Origin of the sequence: Halorhodospira sp. M38 (genome assembly GCF_022227985.1) — a bacterium.
In the GTDB taxonomy this organism is placed as follows: domain Bacteria; phylum Pseudomonadota; class Gammaproteobacteria; order Nitrococcales; family Halorhodospiraceae; genus Halorhodospira; species Halorhodospira halophila_A.
Genome location: NZ_JAJNQP010000001.1, coordinates 312,535 through 331,120, shown reverse-complemented (window position 1 = coordinate 331,120; position 18,586 = coordinate 312,535). Strand labels below are relative to the sequence as shown.

The 18,586-nt window shown below is 69.9% G+C and carries 13 protein-coding genes; 12 read left to right on the top strand and 1 reads right to left on the bottom strand.

Translation table 11 applies throughout. From position 1 onward, the window contains the following. From tssK to LRA98_RS01445, 12 genes are read left to right on the top strand one after another with little or no spacing between them, the layout of a single operon-like run. Entirely contained in the window at positions 1-1,353 is a 1,353-nt protein-coding gene (gene tssK / locus LRA98_RS01500; protein WP_238632908.1) for a type VI secretion system baseplate subunit TssK, read from the top strand. Next, on the top strand, positions 1,350-2,060 hold the full coding sequence (locus LRA98_RS01495) for a DotU family type IV/VI secretion system protein (RefSeq protein WP_238632907.1): 711 nt from the start codon (positions 1,350-1,352) through the stop codon (positions 2,058-2,060). Before tssK ends, LRA98_RS01495 begins: the two co-directional genes overlap by 4 nt. After that, complete coding sequence (locus tag LRA98_RS01490) at positions 2,057-5,503, top strand: type VI secretion protein IcmF/TssM N-terminal domain-containing protein (protein ID WP_238632906.1); 3,447 nt, start codon at positions 2,057-2,059, stop codon at positions 5,501-5,503. Before LRA98_RS01495 ends, LRA98_RS01490 begins: the two co-directional genes overlap by 4 nt. Further along, a complete protein-coding gene (locus LRA98_RS01485) occupies positions 5,500-6,996 on the top strand; it encodes a type VI secretion system domain-containing protein (RefSeq protein ID WP_238632905.1) in 1,497 nt (498 codons plus the stop codon). The genes LRA98_RS01490 and LRA98_RS01485 overlap by 4 nt, the downstream gene beginning before the upstream one ends. A gap of 19 nt (positions 6,997-7,015) precedes the next feature. Beyond that, complete coding sequence (gene tssB / locus LRA98_RS01480) at positions 7,016-7,603, top strand: type VI secretion system contractile sheath small subunit (RefSeq protein ID WP_238636453.1); 588 nt, start codon at positions 7,016-7,018, stop codon at positions 7,601-7,603. A gap of 3 nt (positions 7,604-7,606) precedes the next feature. Further along, entirely contained in the window at positions 7,607-9,112 is a 1,506-nt protein-coding gene (gene tssC, locus LRA98_RS01475) for a type VI secretion system contractile sheath large subunit (protein WP_201167778.1), read from the top strand. A 34-nt stretch (positions 9,113-9,146) separates the two neighbouring features. Beyond that, positions 9,147-9,632, top strand: coding sequence for an Hcp family type VI secretion system effector (locus tag LRA98_RS01470; protein WP_201167775.1), 486 nt, complete (start codon positions 9,147-9,149; stop codon positions 9,630-9,632). A 56-nt stretch (positions 9,633-9,688) separates the two neighbouring features. After that, a complete protein-coding gene (gene tssE / locus LRA98_RS01465; protein ID WP_201167772.1) occupies positions 9,689-10,123 on the top strand; it encodes a type VI secretion system baseplate subunit TssE in 435 nt (144 codons plus the stop codon). Next, positions 10,101-11,798 (top strand): type VI secretion system baseplate subunit TssF, encoded by a 1,698-nt coding sequence (locus LRA98_RS01460; RefSeq protein WP_238632904.1) that lies wholly within the window; start codon positions 10,101-10,103, stop codon positions 11,796-11,798. The genes tssE and LRA98_RS01460 overlap by 23 nt, the downstream gene beginning before the upstream one ends. Then, on the top strand, positions 11,783-12,745 hold the full coding sequence (locus tag LRA98_RS01455) for a type VI secretion system baseplate subunit TssG (protein ID WP_238632903.1): 963 nt from the start codon (positions 11,783-11,785) through the stop codon (positions 12,743-12,745). Before LRA98_RS01460 ends, LRA98_RS01455 begins: the two co-directional genes overlap by 16 nt. Continuing rightward, positions 12,742-14,805 (top strand): contractile injection system protein, VgrG/Pvc8 family, encoded by a 2,064-nt coding sequence (locus tag LRA98_RS01450; protein WP_238632902.1) that lies wholly within the window; start codon positions 12,742-12,744, stop codon positions 14,803-14,805. The genes LRA98_RS01455 and LRA98_RS01450 overlap by 4 nt, the downstream gene beginning before the upstream one ends. Then, positions 14,805-16,769: a contractile injection system protein, VgrG/Pvc8 family gene (locus tag LRA98_RS01445; protein WP_238632901.1), complete on the top strand. Its 1,965-nt coding sequence runs from the start codon at positions 14,805-14,807 to the stop codon at positions 16,767-16,769. Before LRA98_RS01450 ends, LRA98_RS01445 begins: the two co-directional genes overlap by 1 nt. Here the strand turns inward: LRA98_RS01445 and typA are convergent. After that, entirely contained in the window at positions 16,766-18,583 is a 1,818-nt protein-coding gene (gene typA / locus LRA98_RS01440; RefSeq protein ID WP_238632900.1) for a translational GTPase TypA, read from the bottom strand. The genes LRA98_RS01445 and typA overlap by 4 nt on opposite strands. Positions 18,584-18,586: the final 3 nt, after the last annotated feature.

Here is an 18,586-nt window from a genome sequence, read left to right as displayed (position 1 = left end):
ATGGACACCACGGCACTGCTGCAAAGGCCGGTTTGGGCCGAGGGCGTGTTGCTGGGGCAGCAGCACTTTCAGTGCTGGGACCGCTATCTAGAAGCGGCCCAGGCATTCCGGCTGAGTGTCGCTACCCCCCACGCCTTCGGGTTGCTCAGCCTCGCGATTGAAGGCGGGCCCCTGGAACAGGGGGTCTTCCGGCTCCAGGCGTGCCAGGCCCTGCTGCCCGACGGGCGGTTGGTCGCCCACGGCCACGCTGATCCCCTTGAGCTGGATCTCGGCGGGTTGCCGGCGCAGGGAGGCGTCATCTATCTGACCTTGCCGCGGAATGATCGTGTCCGTGATCTGCCCGGTTACCGGGAAACCGGCGGCGGCGCCGCTTGGCGCCCCCGCTTTGCGGAGCTTGTCGATCACCATGACGAGCAGCGTGAACGGGAGGTCATGCTGGCTTCGCCGGAGTTGGCGCTGGGCGTGCAGCCGCCTTCCGGCGCCCGGGTGGGAGTGGCGGTGGCGCGGGTGGTCCCGGGTGAGTCCGCCGGCTTCCGGCTCGACCCGGACTTCCTGCCGGTGGCGTGCCGGCTGGACGCTGCAGACGGTTGGCAGGCGCTGCTCGGCCGCGTGACGGCCCGGGTGGAGAATCGCTGTGCCCGCCTGCGTGAGGAGCAGGGGGCGGCCGGCCGTGTCGGTGCGTTCGAGCCGGGAGAGGTGGCGCGACTGCTGCTGCGTCAGAGCCTTGAGCCGGCCGCCGGCGCCCTGCGCTCGCTCCGGGCCAATCCCGGCAGCCACCCCTGGCAGCTCTACGACACCCTGGCGCGTCTCATCGCCGCGCTCTGCGCGCTGGTCGAAGCTGCGTCGCCCGAGGAGATGGTACCGGTCTACGATCACCAGCGCCCGGAGGCGGTTTTTGCCGAACTGGAATCGGCGCTTGGGCACCTGCTGGATCAGGCCATGCCCCGTCAGACTCGGGGGATTCGTCTGGTGCGCGAGTCCGAGGCCGTGCTGGTTGCCGAAGGGGGTGAGGATCCCCTGGCCGAGGGGTGGACGTTCTTTCTCGCTGCGCGTCGGGATGCCGCGCCCGATGCCGGCTGGATCGAACGGCTCCCGGCGGATCTTCGCATCGGGACACGGGAGGCACTCGAGCGCCTGGTGGCCGCCGGGGCGGCGGGAGTCCGCCTGAGTCATTGCCCCAGGCCGCCCGGGCAGCTGCCGGTCAAGAGCGGTTACGAGTACTTCCGTCTGGAGCCGGCCGGCGACCATTGGGATCAGGTCCGGCGCGAGCAGACGCTGGCCGTCTATCGGCCGTCGGAGCTTGCCGATCTGCAGCTGGAGATGGTGGCCCTGTGCGAGGAGGTCTCCCCATGAGCGCCGCACCCGAAGAAGCGCGCCGGGGGGATCCGTCGCCGCTGGTCAATATCGCCGAACCGCTGCTGCTCGAGGCGGTGGCTCTGCGCCAGGGGTGGGGCGGAGTGGCCGGCGACGCAGGGATGCTGCGCGAGCGGGCCCGCCAGACACTTCGGCGCCTGCGTGAGCGGGGCCAGGCCGATGGGCTGGGCGGGGCCGCCCTGGCGGATGCTGAACTGGCGGTTACAGCATTTGTCGACGAGGCGGTGATCGCCTCGGCGCACCCGGAACGGGCGGCCTGGCTGGCGCAGCCGTTGCAAGCCGAGCGCCTCGGCGAGCGTTCCGCGGGCACCCGGTTCTTCGAGCGGCTGCAGGGGCCGCGGGAGCAGGCGCCACCGGATGCGGTGCTTGAACTCTACCTGGCCTGCTTGTGGCTTGGTTTCCAGGGTGTGCATGCGCTCGAGGAGCAGGCGCTGCTTGACGAATATCGACGGCGCCTGGGGGAGTGGCTGGGTGAAGGCCGAGCTGCTGGGGCTCTCCGCTCCCCTGTGCCACCTGATCCGGATGGAGAGGGGCACCGCGTAGGCTGGTTCTGGTCGGTAGTGGCCGCTCTGGCTCTACTACTGCTGGCTTACCTCCACGCCGGGATGCAGATCGAGCGGGCCGTCGGTACCGCCATGGAGGAGATCGAGGCCGCCCGCGAAGTCGTTCCGGAGGCTGCACCATGAGTGAGCCGGTGACGGTGGATGGGGCTGCCAGCGGGGCGCGGAGGCTGTCGCCCCTCCTACGCCGGCCGCTGGTGTGGTGGGCTTCGGTGGCGGTGCTGCTCGCTGCGGGGGCCGTCTGGTTCGGCCTGCCGCGGGTCGGCGTTGAAGGCGTGACGCTGCGATTGGCGGGTGTGCTGGCGTTGCTCGGGCTGGTCGGCGCCCTGCTCGGGGCGGTGGTGCTTGTTCGCGGCCGGAAGCGGGAACGACAGGTGCCGGGAGACGAAGCCCTGGCTTTGGCTGCGGCAATGGACCGGCCCCTGAGCCTGCTTGACCGTCCGACCGGAACAGTGTTCTTGGGGACCGCCGGTCGGTATCGCGTTCCCTGGTACCTGCTCATGGGAGCCGGCGAATCGGGAAAGAGCACTCTGATCCGCAGCAGCGGCCTGCATTTTCCCTACGACGACGATGAATGGCTGTGCGCCCGTGGCGAGGGAGGGACCGGGTGCTGGGACTGGTGGCTCACGGATTGCGCGCTCTTTCTCGATACGGCCGGGCGCTACACGACGGAGCCGCCCGAGCAGACAGGCTGGCACGATCTCCTGCGCCTGCTGCGCCGCGCTCGGCGGCGTCGCCCGGTGGACGGGGTGCTGGTCACGCTCTCCGCCGACGAGTTGAGTGCCCTGGATGCATCGGGCCTGAGGCGCCGTGCCCGGGTGCTTCGAGAGCGCCTCGCCGAACTCGAGCTCCGTCTGGGGGTCCGGCCACCGGTGCTCCTGATCGTGACCGGGCTGGATCGCCTCTCCGGCTACGAGGCCTTTTTGACAGCTGCCGGGGGCGGGGCGTGGTCCGGGCCCTGGGGGGTTGCAGCGGCGGACGCCGAGAGCGACCCGGGTCGGGCGGCGGAGCGGTTGCAGGCTCAGGCCGAGGAGGCCCGTCGGGCGGTGATGGCCACCTCCGCCGGGGAGCGGGATGCGACCGGGGTGTTCGCTTTCGCCGCCGAAATGCGCGCAATCACCGGACCGCTGGCCGATCTCCTGCGCCTGCTGCAGCGCCGTGACCCTTACCGTCGCCCGCCCGCTGTGGAGGCGGTGTATCTCACCGGCAACGCGCCCGGGCAGCCGAGCTTGTCCCCGGGGCTATTCACCGAGGGCGTCGTGCCGCTGGCGAAGCGGCTGCGCCCGACACCTTCGCGACGATTTCGCAGACGTCTTGTGCAGGCGGCGCTGTTTACCTGTGTTCTCGGGGGCGTTGCGCTGTTGGCCTACGGCACCGCTGAGCGGTATCACGACCGTCTCGCCCAGAGTGCCGCGGTCGCGGAGGGCGCGGCTGCCGTGGCCGAGGCGATGGCGGCCGGAGACCGACACCCCGGTGCGGCATTGGAGGCGGTCAACCGGCTTCAGGCGCTTGAGGACAAAATCCGGGGGGAGTCCGGGGCGGAGCGCGAGGTGGTCCTGGCGCTGGATCCCGGTCGCAGCAGCATCGCCGAATTGCAGGCGCGCTTGCAGACGCTACTGATCGATGTGGCGGGAGAGCAGCTGCTGCCGGAGGCCTTGCAGGTACTACAGCTGGAACTCGAGGGCTTCGTGGACGAGTGGCCGGCCCTGGAACCGTCGGAGCGTGCGGCGCGCCGTGATGCGTATCGCGAGGCGCTGGCGGTCTGGCTACGGCTATCCGGCGAGCAGGTGCCCATCGGGGACGACCGGGCTGCCTGGCTCCTGGCGCGCCTGGTCGCCGCTGAGCAGGGGCTCGCGACGCCAGGGGTGGACGGACCGCTGGCTCGGGGACTCAAACGGGCGCTGGCCGATCGGTCGCAGCGGGTCGCTGCCCGTGGCCGCGTCGATACAGCGGCGGAGCGCCGCCTGGTGGAACAGGCGCGGGAGCAGCTGCGTACCCCGCCGCGGCCGGAGGCAATCAAAAGGCGCCTGCTTGCAGAGGCGGCCATTGATCTGCCGCCTCTGCCCCTGGAGGCGATGGCCCCCGGAGGTGCCTCGGCTGTCTGGGTGGCTCAACGGCCGGTTGCAGGCGTCTTCCGGGGCGAGGCATGGGGAAACCGGCTGCAACCGGCGCTGGAAGAGCATCTGGATGCGCTGCGGCGGCCGGATCCCGTTCTGGCCCGCGGTGAGGCGGAGGCGCTCCGACCGGCACAGGCGCGTGCCCTGGCAAAGGCCGTCGAGGCCCGCTACCTGCGCGCCTTCGTGGATTACTGGCTGGAATGGTTCGAGGCGCTGGAGTGGCGCTCGGCGGAGGGCGTGCGGGAGCAGGTCGTGCAGCTGGAGAAGGCGGTCGAGGGCGGGGCGCTGGCGGCTCTGCTCGAGGGTGTTCATGGCCAGTTGACTGCGCACGCGGACGCGGATCCGGTGGCGACGCTGGGTCAACAATTGGGGCGTTCGCTCGGCCGCTATCGACACGATCCGAGGGGCCGGGAACTGCTGACGCTGGTGGCACCCGACGACGACGGAGAGGTTCCGCCGCTGGCCGAGGTCGGGGTGGCGCTCGGCGCAGCGGCCGATCAGCTCGAGGCACTGGCCTCCGCGGCGGACCCCGGGGAGGAGGCGCTGAAGCGGGCCGCCCTGGCCCTGAGAGGGGACGAGGAGCGCTGTTCGCTGCGTGCCGCGGAGGGCGCCTTCCGCCAGGCCGTACAGGCCGCTTCGGGGCCCGTGCAGCGAGCGCTGGAGCCGCTGCTGCTTGGAGGTATCGACGCCGCTTGGTTGCAGGTGCGGGCGGAGGCCGCCGCGGAGCTTGAGGAGCGTTGGCAGGTCGAGGTGCTCGACGTCTACCGCGACCGCCTTGCCGGCCGGTTCCCGCTGGAGGCCGACGGCGCCGATGCAGCCCCGGGCGACTTCGAGGCCTTCTTCGCGCCGGAGCGGGGCACCCTCTGGGTATTCAAAACTGAGGAAATGGCGCCGTTCCTGCGCGGTGCCGATGGTCAGGGCGGTGAGCGGCGTTGGCGGGGTGCCGGGCTGGGCATCGCGGCCGAGGTGACGAAGGCCCTCGACGCTGCCGCCCGGATCCGGGACGGGCTCTTTGATGAATCCGGTCAGGCGCAGCTGCGCTATCGCGTGTCGCCGGTTGCCAACGCTGACCTGACCGACATGCGCTGGGAGTCGGAAGGCGAGACGCTGCGCTATCGCAACGGCCCCCCGGTTTCGGTGGACCTGAGTTGGTCGCCGTCCTCGCCAGAGCACGGGCGTATTGCCGCTGTCTCGGCACACGATGGTGCGATGCGCGACGTTGAGGCTGACGGCCCCTGGGCCCTGTTCCGCTTGCTGAGCCGCGCCGATGAGCGCGAGCGGCTCCGCTCCAATGCCGTTCGGGCGCGCTGGGCCCTGCACGACGGACGGGAGGTTTCGCATCAGGCGGTGGAGTTCGTGCTGCGGACCGAGCGCAGCACGCCGTTGCTCCATTGGGGTGATCTGACCCGCTTTCGGCTGCCTGCCCGGTTGATCGAGAGGGAGGGGGCGTGAGCGACGAGTGGCAGACCGAAGCGCCCGAACATGCACTGGGACTGCCGGGGCGCGTCCTCGCGGCTTTGCCCGGGGCGGAGGCGTGCGGACAGGATCCCCGCCACGGTGAGCGGTTCGGGCGTCTGCGCGAGGCGGTTGAGCGCCCGGGCGGGGTGGAGTTCTCCGCGGTAGCCGAGGAAGCCGTGGCTCTGCTCGAGCACGAGGCTAAGGATCTGCGCGTGCTCGGTTATCTGTGTCTGGCTGAGCTCCAGGCGCGCGGGGTTCCAGGGTTCCGCGCCGCGCTGGCGGCACTCCACGGTTGCCTGGTCGCATTTGGTGAGCGGCTCCACCCGCAGCGGGACAGTGGCCGGCGGGCGGCGATCGAGTGGCTCTGCGGGGGACGCATGCTGGCGCTGCTTGACCGGGCTGACGGGCGCGAGGATACGGATCAGCTCCGGGGGTTGGAGGTCGAGCTCGCGCGGCTTGGGGCTGAACTCGAGCGATGGTGGGCCGATCCGCCGGCCTTGCGGCCGCTGCGCGACTGGGTGGAGGCGCAAAAAAACGTCGTCGCGGTGTCCGCCGAGCGGGTTGCGCCGGAGGCACGGGAGCAAGCAGGTGATGACCGTGTGGCGCGCGGTCCAAGTAGTGGACAGGAGCTGGCCAGGCAGTTGCGGGAGGCCGTGGAGTACTTGCGCGGCGAGGGCGAGTGGTTGGCGATGGCCGCCCTGGCTCGGGCCTGGCGTTGGGGGCGGCTTGCGCCGCTGGGGGCCGCCGAGGGGCGTCTACGTATCGAACCGCCCCGCCAGCCGGCGCTGACGGCGATGCGCACCCACTTCGCCGAGGGATCCTGGGAAGCGGCGTTCCTGGCTGCCGAATCAGTCTTCCTGGAGCCGGGCGGACACCTGCAAATGGAGATTCAGGCCGTCGCCGAGCGCTCGGCAACGGCGCTCGGGCGTGACGACATCGCCGGGTATATCCGGGCGGCCGCCGCGGAGTTGCTCCGGCGCCAGCCGGATCTGCCCGAAATGCGCTTCAGCGATGATAGCCCGCTGGTGCCTCCTGAGCAGATCGCCTGGGTTAATGAGCGCCTTGAGCCGGCGGAGGGGCCGGGTCGCCGCGAGGCCGATTACGCGCCCGTGGAGCTCGAGGAAGTGCTCGCGCTGACGCGCCGTGAAGGGCTCACGGCGGGGCTGCGCCGGATCGACGCCAGCCCGTCTCGCACCGGACGTGAACGTTGTGCGCGGGAGGTGATCCGGGCCCGTCTCTGCCTAGATGCCGGTTACCCCGGCCTGGCCCGAGCACGGCTCGAAGCGCTGGAGGCCGAAATCGAACACCGCGGGCTGGAGGAGTGGGATCCGGATTCGGCGCTGGCCGTTTGGCGGGTGCTGGCGCTGGTCCTGCGGGCGAGTGAGCGCGACGGTCAACTGGAGTCCGAGCAGGCGCGGCGACGTCTGCTCGACCTGCGCCAGCGAGTGGCGCGTATCGACCTGGAGGCGGCGATCGCCTTCCCCTGACCGGAGCGTCACAGCTCCGGTGGAGTCCATCGATGCCAAGGAGCAGGCCATGGAGAGCTTTCAACAGGAAGTGCCGAAGTCGCGGGTGAACATCACCCTCGATGTGGAGACCGGGGATGCCCGCAAGACGCTGGAGCTACCCCTGAAGATGCTGGTCCTGGGCGACTTCAGCAACGGTCAGGCCAGTGGCCGGCTGGCCGAGCGTGAGCGGGTCCCCATCGACCGGGGCAATCTTGACGCCGTACTCGGTGATCTCCATCCGTCGCTGCAGGTGACCGTGCCCAACACCTTCCGTGCGGATGGCTCGCAGATCCGGGTGTCGCTGAGCTTCGACGGTTTTGATGCCTTCACGCCCGAGGCCGTGGCGCGCCAGATCCCCCAGGTGAACAACCTGCTGGCGATGCGCAACCTGCTCAAGGATCTCAAGTCCAACGTCCTTGACAACGCCCGTTTTCGCCGCGAACTCGAGCGTATCGTGCAGAACCAGCAGGAGCTCGAGGGGGTGATGGGCGAGCTCCAGCAGATTGCTCCCCTACAGACCGGCGAGGGCGGCGATCATGGCCCATCGGGGGCGGCGACGGACACCGATGGGGAAGGGCAGGAGTGAGCCATGACGGAGCAGACCGAGAACAGCGCCGAAGCCGCCCCCGAGGCGAGCTACGCCCGCCTGTGCCAGCTTGCCGAGGTCGAGCCGGTCTCCGGGGCCCTTGAGATCGCGACCTTTCAGGACTCCGCGGTCATGGCCGACATCCCCTCGGAAAGCCGTTTGACCGCGGCGTTGCAGGTCTTTCTCGATTTGGCCAGTCAGGATGCCGAGCTGGTCGAGCGTATCGACAAGGCACTGCTCGACGAATATATCGCCCGCATCGATGCCGCGGTGAGCGAGCAGCTCGACGCCGTCCTTCACCACCCGGAATTCCAGCGCGTCGAAGCGGCCTGGCGCAGCCTGCGCTTCCTGGTCGAGCGCAGTGACCCGAGGGCGAACATCAAGCTGGAACTGCTCGACGTCTCCAAGGAGGAGCTGGCCGGGGAGCTCGAGGATGTTACGGACATCACCCAGTCGGGCCTGTATCAGCACGTCTATGTTCAGGAGTACGACACCCCGGGTGGTGAACCGCTGGCCGCCATGGTCTCCAATTACGAGTTCGACTGCTCAGCGGCGGATATCAATCTGCTCACGGAGGTGTCGCGGATCGCGGCAGCGGCCCATTGCCCCTTCCTGGGAGCCGTTGGCCGGGACTTTTTCGGCAAGGCCTCCCTCGACGAGGTGGTGCGAATTCCGGACATCGCCAGCTACCTGGACAAGGCCGAATACGCTCGCTGGCGAGGCTTCCGGGACACCGAAGATGCCCGTTACGTCGGTCTAACCTTGCCCCGGTTCCTGCTGCGCCTGCCCTATGGGCCAGACAACCCCACTCGCGCCTTCGGCTATCGGGAAAACGTCACCGGGCCGGACCACGACCGCTACCTCTGGGGCAATGCCGCTTTCGCCTTCGCCGCCAACATGGCGCGTTCATTCAAGGCCCACGGCTGGACGGTCAACATCCGCGGACCGGAGTCGGGTGGCAAGCTGGAGCAGCTGCCGATTCACGTCTTCGATCTCGGGCGCGGGGCACAGACCAAGACCCCCACCGAGGTGCTGATCTCCGAGAACCGCGAGCTCGAGCTGGCCGAGGCCGGCTTCATACCGTTGAGCTTCTACAAGAACAGCGACTACGCCTGCTTCTTCTCGGCCAACTCGGCGCAGCGCCCGGCCCGTTATAGCAGTCCGGCGGCCACGGCGAACGCCCGGATCAATGCCCGGCTTCCGTATATCTTCCTGGTCTCCCGCCTGGCTCACTACCTGAAGGTCCTCCAGCGGGAGAACATCGGTTCGGCCAAGAGTCGGCAGGATCTGGAGAACGAACTCAACGACTGGCTGCAGGGGCTGGTGACCAAGATGCAGAATCCCGACCCCGATCTGGTGGCCACCCGTCCGCTGCGCGAGGGGGCTGTCGAGGTCGAGGAGGTCCCCGAGAACCCCGGTTTCTACCGGGTCAACATGTCGGTCATGCCGCACTTCCAGATCGAGGGTATCGACCTGAAGCTCTCGCTGGTGTCGCAGCTGCCGACCTAAAACCGCCAAGGCTCAAGGAAGAGGAGGCGAAACCATGGCGATTCCCGCTTACATGTGGCTCAAGGACGATCAGGGCAACGAGATCGAGGGTTCGGTCACCGTCACCGACCGCGAGGGCAGCATCGAGGTACTCGGTTTCGAGCACGAACTGCGCATCCCCACGGACAGCGACACGGGGGCCCTGACCGGCACGCGCAAGCACGAGCCCTTCGTCTTCACCAAGGCCTTCGATGCCGCTTCGCCGTACCTGTACAAGGCGTGCAGCAAGGGGCAGACGCTCGAGGAGTTGGTGCTGAGCTGGTACCAGATCGATGAATCGGGCAACGAACAGGAATACTTTCGGCACACCCTGAACGACGTGAAGATCACCTCGGTCCGCCCGGTGATGCATAACGTCAAGGAGGCCGACAAGGAGCGCTTCCCGCACATGGAGCAGGTGGCGATCCGCTACGGCCGCATTACCTGGGCCTACGTGGACGGAAACATCGAGTTCTCGGACTCCTGGACGGAGGCCCGCTGAAGGGTCGGGAGCGCACGCCGGGGCCGCTGGCCCCGGCCCGGCTCGGGAGGTAGAACGTGACCGAAGGGTTGCTCGATGTGCTTGAGGGTGTCGGCGGGCGCACGGCCCGCCCTGCCCGGGCGGGCCGGCACAACCGCCGCTCGAGTGTTGCCCGGCACATACTCCGGCTGCTTGGGGCGCGCCGCGGTCGCCCGGCGCACCTGGCCGGATACGGTCTGCCGGATCTGTCGTCGCATTACCACGATCTGGACGGTGCCGCTGCGTGCCTGGCCGAGGCTGCCCGCGAGCTGGTTCCACGCTATGAGCCGCGTGTGGCGAGGGTGGCGGTCCGGGCGTGGCCTGCACCGGTGGATGCGGGCTACGTGCTGGGGTTGCGGTTGTATGCGCAGCTTCACTGCGGGGATGGGGTGACGCTGGAGTTGGCGGTGGACGGGAACGCCGCCGTGCATCTGCTGAACGGAGATGAAGATGGATCTGAGGCGTGCGTTTGAGCAGGAGATGCGCCGGCTGAGTGAGGCCGGCGCGGCCTTCGCCCGGGCCTTCCCGACGGAGGCGCGCATGCTCGGTTTGGAAGATCCCAACGATCGTGATCCGTATGTGGAGCGACTCCTCGAGGGAGTCGCCTTTCTGACGGCCGGTGTCCACGCCGAGCTCGCCGCCGGGGTCGAGGATCTCCATCAGCAGCTGCTGCACCTGGCTGCCCCGGAACTGGCCGAGCCCTGGCCCAGCGCCACGGTGCTGGCGTTCTCGGCGGATGATGCGGTGGTCGAGCCCGTAGCGTTGCCGAGAAACACTGAGGTTTGGTCGGCCACCGAGTGTGCCGAAGGGGTGGCGATTCCCTTCGTGACGCTTGCGGCCGGAACCGTCGAACCCATCGAGGTCGAGCGCGCCGAGTGGTTGCCGGGTGACGAGGGCGGCAGCGAGGTGCGCTTGGTGTTTCGATTCTCGAAAGCCGACGCTGGAGCGCCCGAGCCGCCGGCGAACCTGCCTCTGTTCATCGACGCCGAGGCGGGTCTCTGGGAGCGCCTGCGTGCGGCCCTGCTGCACGGCACCCGCCGGGTGCGGATTAGCCGTGGTGACGGGGAGCCGGGGCGGATCATCGGCGGTGGAGAACTGCTGACCCCGTGGCCGGTGGCGGGTGTCCAGGCGGGGGCGGGCGAGCCGATCGTCGCCGCTCTGGACCACTTTCGGTGTTTCTTTCTGGCCCGGCCGCTGCTCGCTTTCATCCAACTGAGGGGGTTGGACGGGGTGGAACTGCCGGCAGGGAGTCAGCGTCTGGAGGTGCGTTGCGAAATGAACTGGCCTGCGCCGGCTGCCGCGGCGGGGGTGCAGCAGCTGCTGCGTGCCAATTGCCTGCCGGCCGTCAACAGTGGGTCCGCCGAAGCCGAAGCGCAGTGGATCGAGGGTGGCCCGGGGCCTTATAGCGTGTGCAGTGACGCCGATGGCCCTGGCTGCCGCATCGTCCACCAGGTGCTCGACTTGCGTTTGCGGGAGGCGAGCAGTGGACGAGTTCATGTGTATCAACCGCCCTGGCAATCCGGGCTGGACCCGGAGCCGACTGGGATGTTCCGGGTCCAGCGTCGCCACCAGGGGGGCGGCGAGGATGTGGCCGTGCGCCTGGACGCCCCGGCGGGTCCGGGTACGCTCGGGGCCCGTGTGCGGTATTCGCACGGCGATCTGCCGCGGCGCTGCCTCGGCCGGGGCGACGTCAAGCAGCCGGGCACCGGGGTGCCTGACGGGGTGGCGGTGACCAACCTGCGGCGGCCGAGTCGCTTCCAGTGGGCTGCTCTGGAGGTCGGCCGGTTCCAGGCGTTGTCCCGTCTGATTCGGGGCGATGCGGAACGATGGGCGACCCGGGAGGGCATTTTGGAACTGGTCGCTGCTCTGGCGGATGCGCCGAACAGCGCGGCGGCCGAGGCCTGTCGGGCCGCGTTGCGCGATGTGACCTGCCGCCCGACGGTTCGGGTTCGGCAGGGCGTGGTAGAGACGGGGCTGCATGTGGTCCTGGAGCTCGACCCGCGACCGTGGCGGGACCCGGGTGAGGCGTATCTCTTCGCGGAGGGGGTTTATCGGGTGCTGGCCGCCTGGGCGCCTCTGGATCGGTTCGTGGTCTTGGGGTTGCGCCTGGAGACCGGCGATGAGGTCGCGCAGTGGCCACGGAGCTGAAACCGGCGGAGTCCGCCGTGGCGCGGGTCGTGACCCGGGGCGCGAGGCTGGGGCTGCGGGAGGCAGTTTGGCAGCTCGAGCAGGCCGGCCTGTCGGCGCTGGGTGCTGGCGAGTCCGGTCCGGGGTATCGCATCGAGCCGGCGGCCGAATGGACCTTCCCGGCAGCTGAGATCCGGCGCTGTCGGCGGGTCGGTGACCGGCGGGTCGTGATCGAGGCCAACGTGCTGGCCCTGCTCGGGGCGGAAGCGCCGCTACCTGGCTACTGGCTGGAGTTGGCGGCGCGCGAGGATCCCGTCGGTGAGCGGATCCGGTCCCTGCTGCGCACGCTGAATGCCTCGGTCTATGCGGGGTTGCTGGCGGGGTGGCGGGCGCTGGACGGGCCAGCGCCGTCCGCTCCTTGGGCACAATCCCTGGCGGCTCTCGGAACCGTGCCGGAGCGGGGGCTGGGCGGCCTCGATCTGCACCTGGCCCGACGTCCGAGCCGTGCCGGCCTGCGTTGCCTGTTGCAGCGGGTGATCGGGGAGCAGCGAGTGGCAGTGGCGGACCGGCAGCCGGTCGCGCAGCGGCTTGACGAGCGGCCGCTGGGCGGCGGACAGGCGCCGCGGCTGGGCGATGGTTGGGGGCTGGGCGGCGTTGCGATGGTCGCCGGCGGGCTCGTGGGTGTGCGGGTGGGGCCGGTGCCCCCGGCCACTGCGTCGGCGCGGGTTGAACAGGCCCGCGCCAGGCATCTCGGGGCGTGGTTGCGCCGCTATCTCGGGCCGGTGGCGCAGGTCCGCGCGCGCATCATCGCCGCCCCGGGCCGGTTGCCTGCGTGGTACCTCGGCGCGTCCGCGCCCCTCGGCGCGGCCACCTGGGTCGGCGAGTGGGCGGCTCGGGAGACGTCCTTGCCGTTCCCGGTATCGGTGTCGGCGGCTCCCGAGGCGAGAGCGAGAGGAGAGCGGAGATGATCAGTCATACCATGGAAGGCAAAGGCGCTGGACACGCCCTGTTCGGGATCCGACTCCCCGGAGTGGACCCGGCAGCGCTGCAGGTCGAACGGGTTGTCGGCCAACAGGCCCTGGAGGGCCTTGATCGCCTCGAGGTACGGGTGCGCGGTCCGATCGGGGATGAGGCCCACGGGTGGCCCGGGCAACTCGTGGCGGTCACCCTGGGGCAAGGGGATACCGCGCAAACCGTACATGGGTTTGTCAGCGAGGTGGTCCTGACCGGTGATGGCCCAGGACCGAGGGTGGCCAATCTGACCGTGCGCTCGCCGCTTTATCCGCTGACCGGTTCGTTCCGTCGTGCGGTCTATCGGAATTGCTCGGGGGTGGAGATCGCCCGCGATCTCCTGGACGGTGCCCTGCCCGGTGGCGTGTCTGTCGCGGTGGGCGTGGAGCGCTCGCTGCCGCAACGGCCTCTGGTGGTTCAGGGCGCTGCGGATGACCTGGCTTTCCTCGGCCGGGTGCTGGCCCGGGATGGCTGTTTCGCGGTGGTCCGGGATGCCGGAGGACGGGCTGAGGTGCGCCTCGTCGACCACCTGGCGCGGGCCGGTCTGGAGGATGTGGGGTTGGCGTGGTGTGCCAGCGGCGGACCGATGCCGCCCACGCGGGCGGTCATCTGGGATGTTGCTCATTGTTGCAGCCTGCAGCCAGGGCAGGTGCGGGTGGGCGGTTTCGATCCGGCGTTGCCCGATGGCAGCCGTGATGCCACGGCGGGCGGCGAACGGCATCGGGCGGCCGATCCGCTACTTGGGCTCTACGGAGTTACCGCTGGCGGCGAGGCGGCCCATGCGGAGTGGGCAGAAGGGGTGCGCCAGGCGGCGGAGGCGCGGCGGCACCGGATCGTGGCGGGTGTGGGGACCCCGGTGCTGCCCGGGATGCGGGTGGTGATTCGCGGGCACCCGGAAGCCGCCCTGGACGGCGTTTACTGGGTGTACAACGTCGAGCACGAGGGCGATCAGAGTGCCGCCATCCACGGTGGGGGCGGCGTGGACCGGGTGGATTACCGCGGGCGGGTGGAGCTCCTGCCCCTCGATGCGGGCTATCGACCAGCGCCGGTCTCCCCGCCCGCCGTCCCCGGCGTAACCGTGGCACGCGTGGCTGGCGGTGACCCGGGGCGCGCGGAACTCGACGAGGCCGGGGCGTACCGGATTCGCCTGGCCGATGAGCCCGAGTCAGATGGTACCCCGCAGGCCGCCCCGCCCGGACCGCCGGTCTGGGCGGTTCAGCCGAGCGCCGGTGCCGACCATGGCCTCCACCTGCCGCTGCTACCCGGTACCCGCGTGGCGGTCGCGGGGTTGCATGGCGATCTTGAGCAGCCGGTCATCCTGGGGGCCCTCAGCGGCCAGGACCAGCCGGGCCCGGTGAGCAGCGACAACTCCCACCAGCACCTAATCGAGACCCCGGCCGGGCAGCGATTGCTTCTTGATGACCGGCCCGGGGCCGAGCGCGCGGAACTGGCGGTGGGCGAGGCGGCCCGGTTGACCCTGCAGGGGCGCGAGGATGCGCCGGGCGCCGCGCTCGAAGCCCCCGACGGTTGCCTGGAGTTTGCCAGTGGTGGCGAGCAGCGTCTGCGCAGCGGCGGCGATCAGCGGCTCGATGTGGCCGGGACCTATCAGGTGAAGGTCGAGGAGAGTTGTCACCTGGAGACGGAGAACGGGACATTGCGCTGGTTCGCCGGGGAGACCCTGCGCTTGGAGACTGGCCAGGGGGATATGCTCCAGGAGGCCGCGGAAGGGGAGGTGGGCCTGGAAGCGGCGCAGGCGGTATCGCTGGATGCCGGCTCGGGGTTGCGGCTGGTCACCCGGCAGGGAGACGGCGACTGGCGCTGTGAAGGGGGAGCCCTGCACCTGGAGGCGGCCGGCGATGTCACCCTGGTGAGCACCGGCGGCGGGCGTCTGCAGGTCGGCGACGGGTTCGGTTTGCGCGTCGAGGACAGCGGTGAGGTCCGCCTGGAAGGGCAGCGGATTGAGCTCAGCGCCGACGAGGTGGTGATCGCCGCCGCCTGCATCGAGGAGGGGCGCTGATGGGGGCCGTGCCGCAGCCTCGTCCGTGGGCCGAGCTGGAGCTGGAAGGGAAATGCTACCCGCTGCGGGAGCTGTGGGGCGAGGAGATGCTCTCGCAGCCCTTTCGTTTCCGGGTCGCGGGGTACACGGCAGCGGGGGATCGGGGAGGGGGCGCTGGGGCCCCGGGGTGCACGGTTCGGCTGCGTTGGGGGGATGGTCTCGGTGGTTGGCGCTGCCTGGCCGGGCAGCTGACGGCTTGGCGGCGTGGGTCCGGCGCCGGAGGGGAGCGCGATCGCTTCGAAGCGGTCATTGAGCCGCGCCTGGCGCGGTTGGGCCTTGGTGGGGCTCACCGGTTCTTTCCCCGGATCAACCTGGAGGAGCTGACCCGTTGCTGGCTCGCGGGCGTCGGCTATGCGTGGGCCGATCCAGTCTGGCGGGTGAGTGAGGCGCCGGCGTGGCGACGGCAGGTGCTGCAGGCCGGGGCAAGCGACCTGCTCCTGTTGCAGCGACTCTGGGCACAGGCCGGCGTGACCTTGGCTTGGCAGGACGGGGTCCATGAGCGCCCGCTGTTGACCGACACGGCCGCAGGGTTTCCGCAGGCGGATGGGGCGCTGCGCTTGCCAGGGGGCGGGGCCGGCCCGGGCCTGACGGAGCCGGGTTGGTGTGCGCGGTTGCAGGAGACCGGCTCGCTGCGGCCGGTGCCGCCCGGGCTCGACGATGCGGTGGCGGTGCATCTGGCCCGTATGCGGCGCCAGGCGCAGGCAGCCCGGCGACGGTGGCTGGCGCTAGCGACTCGGCAGGTCGGGCCGCGTGCCGGGTTGCGGACGCCAGTGCTGGTGGTCGGGGAGGGTGGCGACCGCGAAATCGCGGACTGGGGTCGCTGGCACCTGATTACCCGGGTCCGTCATAGCCTCTGGTGCGAGGACGATACGGTTGCGGATGCAGCGCTCTTCGGGTATCGGGCCGAGCTTGAGGCGGTGCCGGAGGTTGTCGGTGCCACGGCGCTGCCGTACCGACCGCCGGAGCCGGCCCAGTTCCCCCTGCGTCAGCCGGTACCGGCACGGATTTGCACCGATGGTGGTCGGTTGGTGGCCGGGGATGAGCGGCGCAGCGGGTTGGATCTGCCCGAGTCCGTGGTGCGCCTGCTGCCTTTGCCGCGCGGCGCGGGCCGCAGTGGTTGGCACGCACCGCTGGTCGACGGGGAGCGGGTGCTGGTGACCTGCCTGGATGGCGATCCGGACGCGCCGGTGATCCTCGGCAGCCTGCCGGTCTCCGGTCAGCGGCATCCCGCCATCGAAAGCGGTGGCCGTGTGGCGGCCTACGCTACGCGCGCCGGCCGCGGGGTGTTCTTCCCCGGGGCCGGAGACCGTGGGGACAGGCACTCCGCCGGTGCGGTGCTCGATGCCGGGGATGGCGGGGCGAGGGCGCTTGCGGTCAGGGGTGGTGCGGACAGCGGGCACCGTGTGGCGCTGGATGCCGGGGCGGGGCCGCTCGAGCTCCTTGCCGGTCCAGGAGGCCTCCGCGAGCGTGCCGGTGCCCGGCGCCGTGAACGGGTTGGTGGGAGTCGGCGGGTTTCGGCGAAGTCCGGGGTCGCCGGTCGGAGCGAACGGGCAACCGCCGTGCAGGCCACCGGGCCGGTACGCCTTGGCGGTGCCGGCGGGGTGGCGGCCCGCTCCGGTCGGGATCTGCACCTGCGGGCTGGCGACACGCTTCGGGTTCTGGCCGGCGACGGAACCCGGCTGCGGACCCGGCGCGGCGATGGCGACTGGCAGGTGGAGCGTGGCGATCTACGCCTGGTGGCGAGCGGGGACGTGTCCCTGCGAAGTCGGAACGGGACGGTGACCCTGCGTAACGCATCCGGGTCGGCAGGCATCGCCGTGGATGCAGATGGCGTGATCCGGATCTGGGGGTGGCGGGTGGTGCTCGACGCCGAGGACGCGCTGCGCCTCGACGCCGAGGTCCACTACCGGGGCGGCAGCAGTTAGCTCGCCCGCTTGTGACGCTTGCGCTCGCTCTCGGTGAGCAGGCGCTTGCGCATGCGGATGGATTCCGGGGTTATCTCGACGAGTTCATCGTCGTTGATCAGCTCCAGCGCGTACTCCAGGGTCAGCTGCATGGGCGGAGTGAGGATGACGTTCTCGTCGCTGCCGGCTGCCCGGACGTTGGTCAGCTCCTTGGCTTTGAGCGGGTTGACCGTCATGTCGGCATCGCGACTGTTCAGGCCGATGAGCATCCCCTCGTAGACCGGGTCGTTGGGCGAGACCATCAGGCGTCCGCGCTCCTGCAGGTTGAACAGCGCGTAGGCGACCGCCTTGCCGTCGTTGCCGGAGATCATCGCCCCCTCGCGGCGCTGGCCGACTTCCTTGTCGCTCCGGGGGCCGTAGTGATCGAAGACGTGGGTCAGGATGCCAGTCCCGGAGGTCAGGCTCATGAAGTCCGTCTGGAAACCGATCAGGCCCCGCGCCGGGATGGTGTACTCGAGGCGGACGCGTCCGTTGCTGTCGACCTGCATATCCTGCAGGCGGCCGCCGCGCTCGTTGAGAGCATCGATGACCGCGCCCTGGTGGTCGCTTTCGATGTCGGCGACCAGGTGCTCGTAGGGCTCTTCGGTGCGGCCGTCCTCGCCGGTGCGGGTGATGACCGCTGGACGGGAGACGGCGATCTCGTAGCCCTCCCGGCGCATGTTCTCAAGCACCACCGACAGGTGCAGCAGACCGCGGCCGGAGACGTGGAAGCGGTCCGGGTCGTCGGTGGCCTCGACGCGCAGGGCGACGTTGGACTTGAGCTCACGGTCGAGGCGCTCGCGGATCTGGCGGCTGGTCACATATCGTCCCTCGCGGCCGGCGAACGGCGATTTGTTGACCTCGAAGCTCATGCTCACCGTCGGTTCATCCACGGTAAGCGCCGGCAGCGCCTCCACCTGCTGCGGGTCGCAGAGCGTGTCGGAGATGTCCAGCGGGTCGATGCCGGTGATCGCCACCAGGTTGCCCGCGTCGGCGGATTCGATCTCCACCCGCTCCAGGCCGAGGAAGCCGAGCAGGGTCTGGATCCGTCCGCTGCGCTGGTTCCCCTCGCGGTCGACCACGGTGACCGTAGTACCCGGTGTGACGTGGCCCCGTTTGATCCGACCGATGCCGATCTGCCCCAGGTACTTGGAGTAGTCCAGGGTCGTGATCTGCATCTGGAAGGGGCCGTCGCTGTCGACCTGCGGGGGACGCACCTGGTCGACAATAGTCTGGAACAACGGCGTCATATCACCGCTGTCGATACTCGGCTCCTCGCCGGCGTATCCGCCCAGGGCCGAGGCGTAGATGACCGGGAAATCCAGCTGTTCTTCGGTGGCGCCCAGGTCCGCGAACAGGTCGAAGGTCTGGTCGATGACCCAGTTGGGTCGTGCGCCGGGCCGGTCGATCTTGTTGACCACGACGATCGGCTGGAGCCCGAGGGCGAAGGCCTTCTCGGTAACGAAGCGCGTCTGCGGCATCGGCCCGTCCTGGGCGTCGACGAGCAGCAGCACGGAGTCGGCCATGGAGAGCACGCGCTCGACCTCGCCGCCGAAGTCGGCGTGGCCTGGGGTATCGACGATGTTGATCCGGTACCCCTGCCAGTCGATGGCGGTGTTCTTGGACAGGATGGTGATGCCCCGCTCGCGCTCGAGGTCGTCGCTATCCATGACCCGCTCGGCGTCGCCGCCGCGGGCGTCGAGGGTGCCCGACTGCTGGAGCAGTTGATCGACCAGGGTCGTCTTGCCGTGGTCAACGTGGGCGATGATGGCGATGTTGCGGAGGTTTTCGACCATTCG

What these genes read in the sequence shown, in the direction of transcription:
- tssK (WP_238632908.1), top strand. Translation starts at nt 1, where the DNA reads ATGGACACCACGGCACTGCTGCAAAGGCCGGTTTGGGCCGAGGGCGTG.
- LRA98_RS01495 (WP_238632907.1), top strand. Translation starts at nt 1,350, where the DNA reads ATGAGCGCCGCACCCGAAGAAGCGCGCCGGGGGGATCCGTCGCCGCTG.
- LRA98_RS01490 (WP_238632906.1), top strand. Translation starts at nt 2,057, where the DNA reads ATGAGTGAGCCGGTGACGGTGGATGGGGCTGCCAGCGGGGCGCGGAGG.
- tssC (WP_201167778.1), top strand. Translation starts at nt 7,607, where the DNA reads ATGACGGAGCAGACCGAGAACAGCGCCGAAGCCGCCCCCGAGGCGAGC.
- LRA98_RS01470 (WP_201167775.1), top strand. Translation starts at nt 9,147, where the DNA reads ATGGCGATTCCCGCTTACATGTGGCTCAAGGACGATCAGGGCAACGAG.
- LRA98_RS01460 (WP_238632904.1), top strand. Translation starts at nt 10,101, where the DNA reads ATGGATCTGAGGCGTGCGTTTGAGCAGGAGATGCGCCGGCTGAGTGAG.
- LRA98_RS01450 (WP_238632902.1), top strand. Translation starts at nt 12,742, where the DNA reads ATGATCAGTCATACCATGGAAGGCAAAGGCGCTGGACACGCCCTGTTC.
- LRA98_RS01445 (WP_238632901.1), top strand. Translation starts at nt 14,805, where the DNA reads ATGGGGGCCGTGCCGCAGCCTCGTCCGTGGGCCGAGCTGGAGCTGGAA.
- typA (WP_238632900.1), bottom strand. Translation starts at nt 18,583, where the DNA reads ATGGTCGAAAACCTCCGCAACATCGCCATCATCGCCCACGTTGACCAC.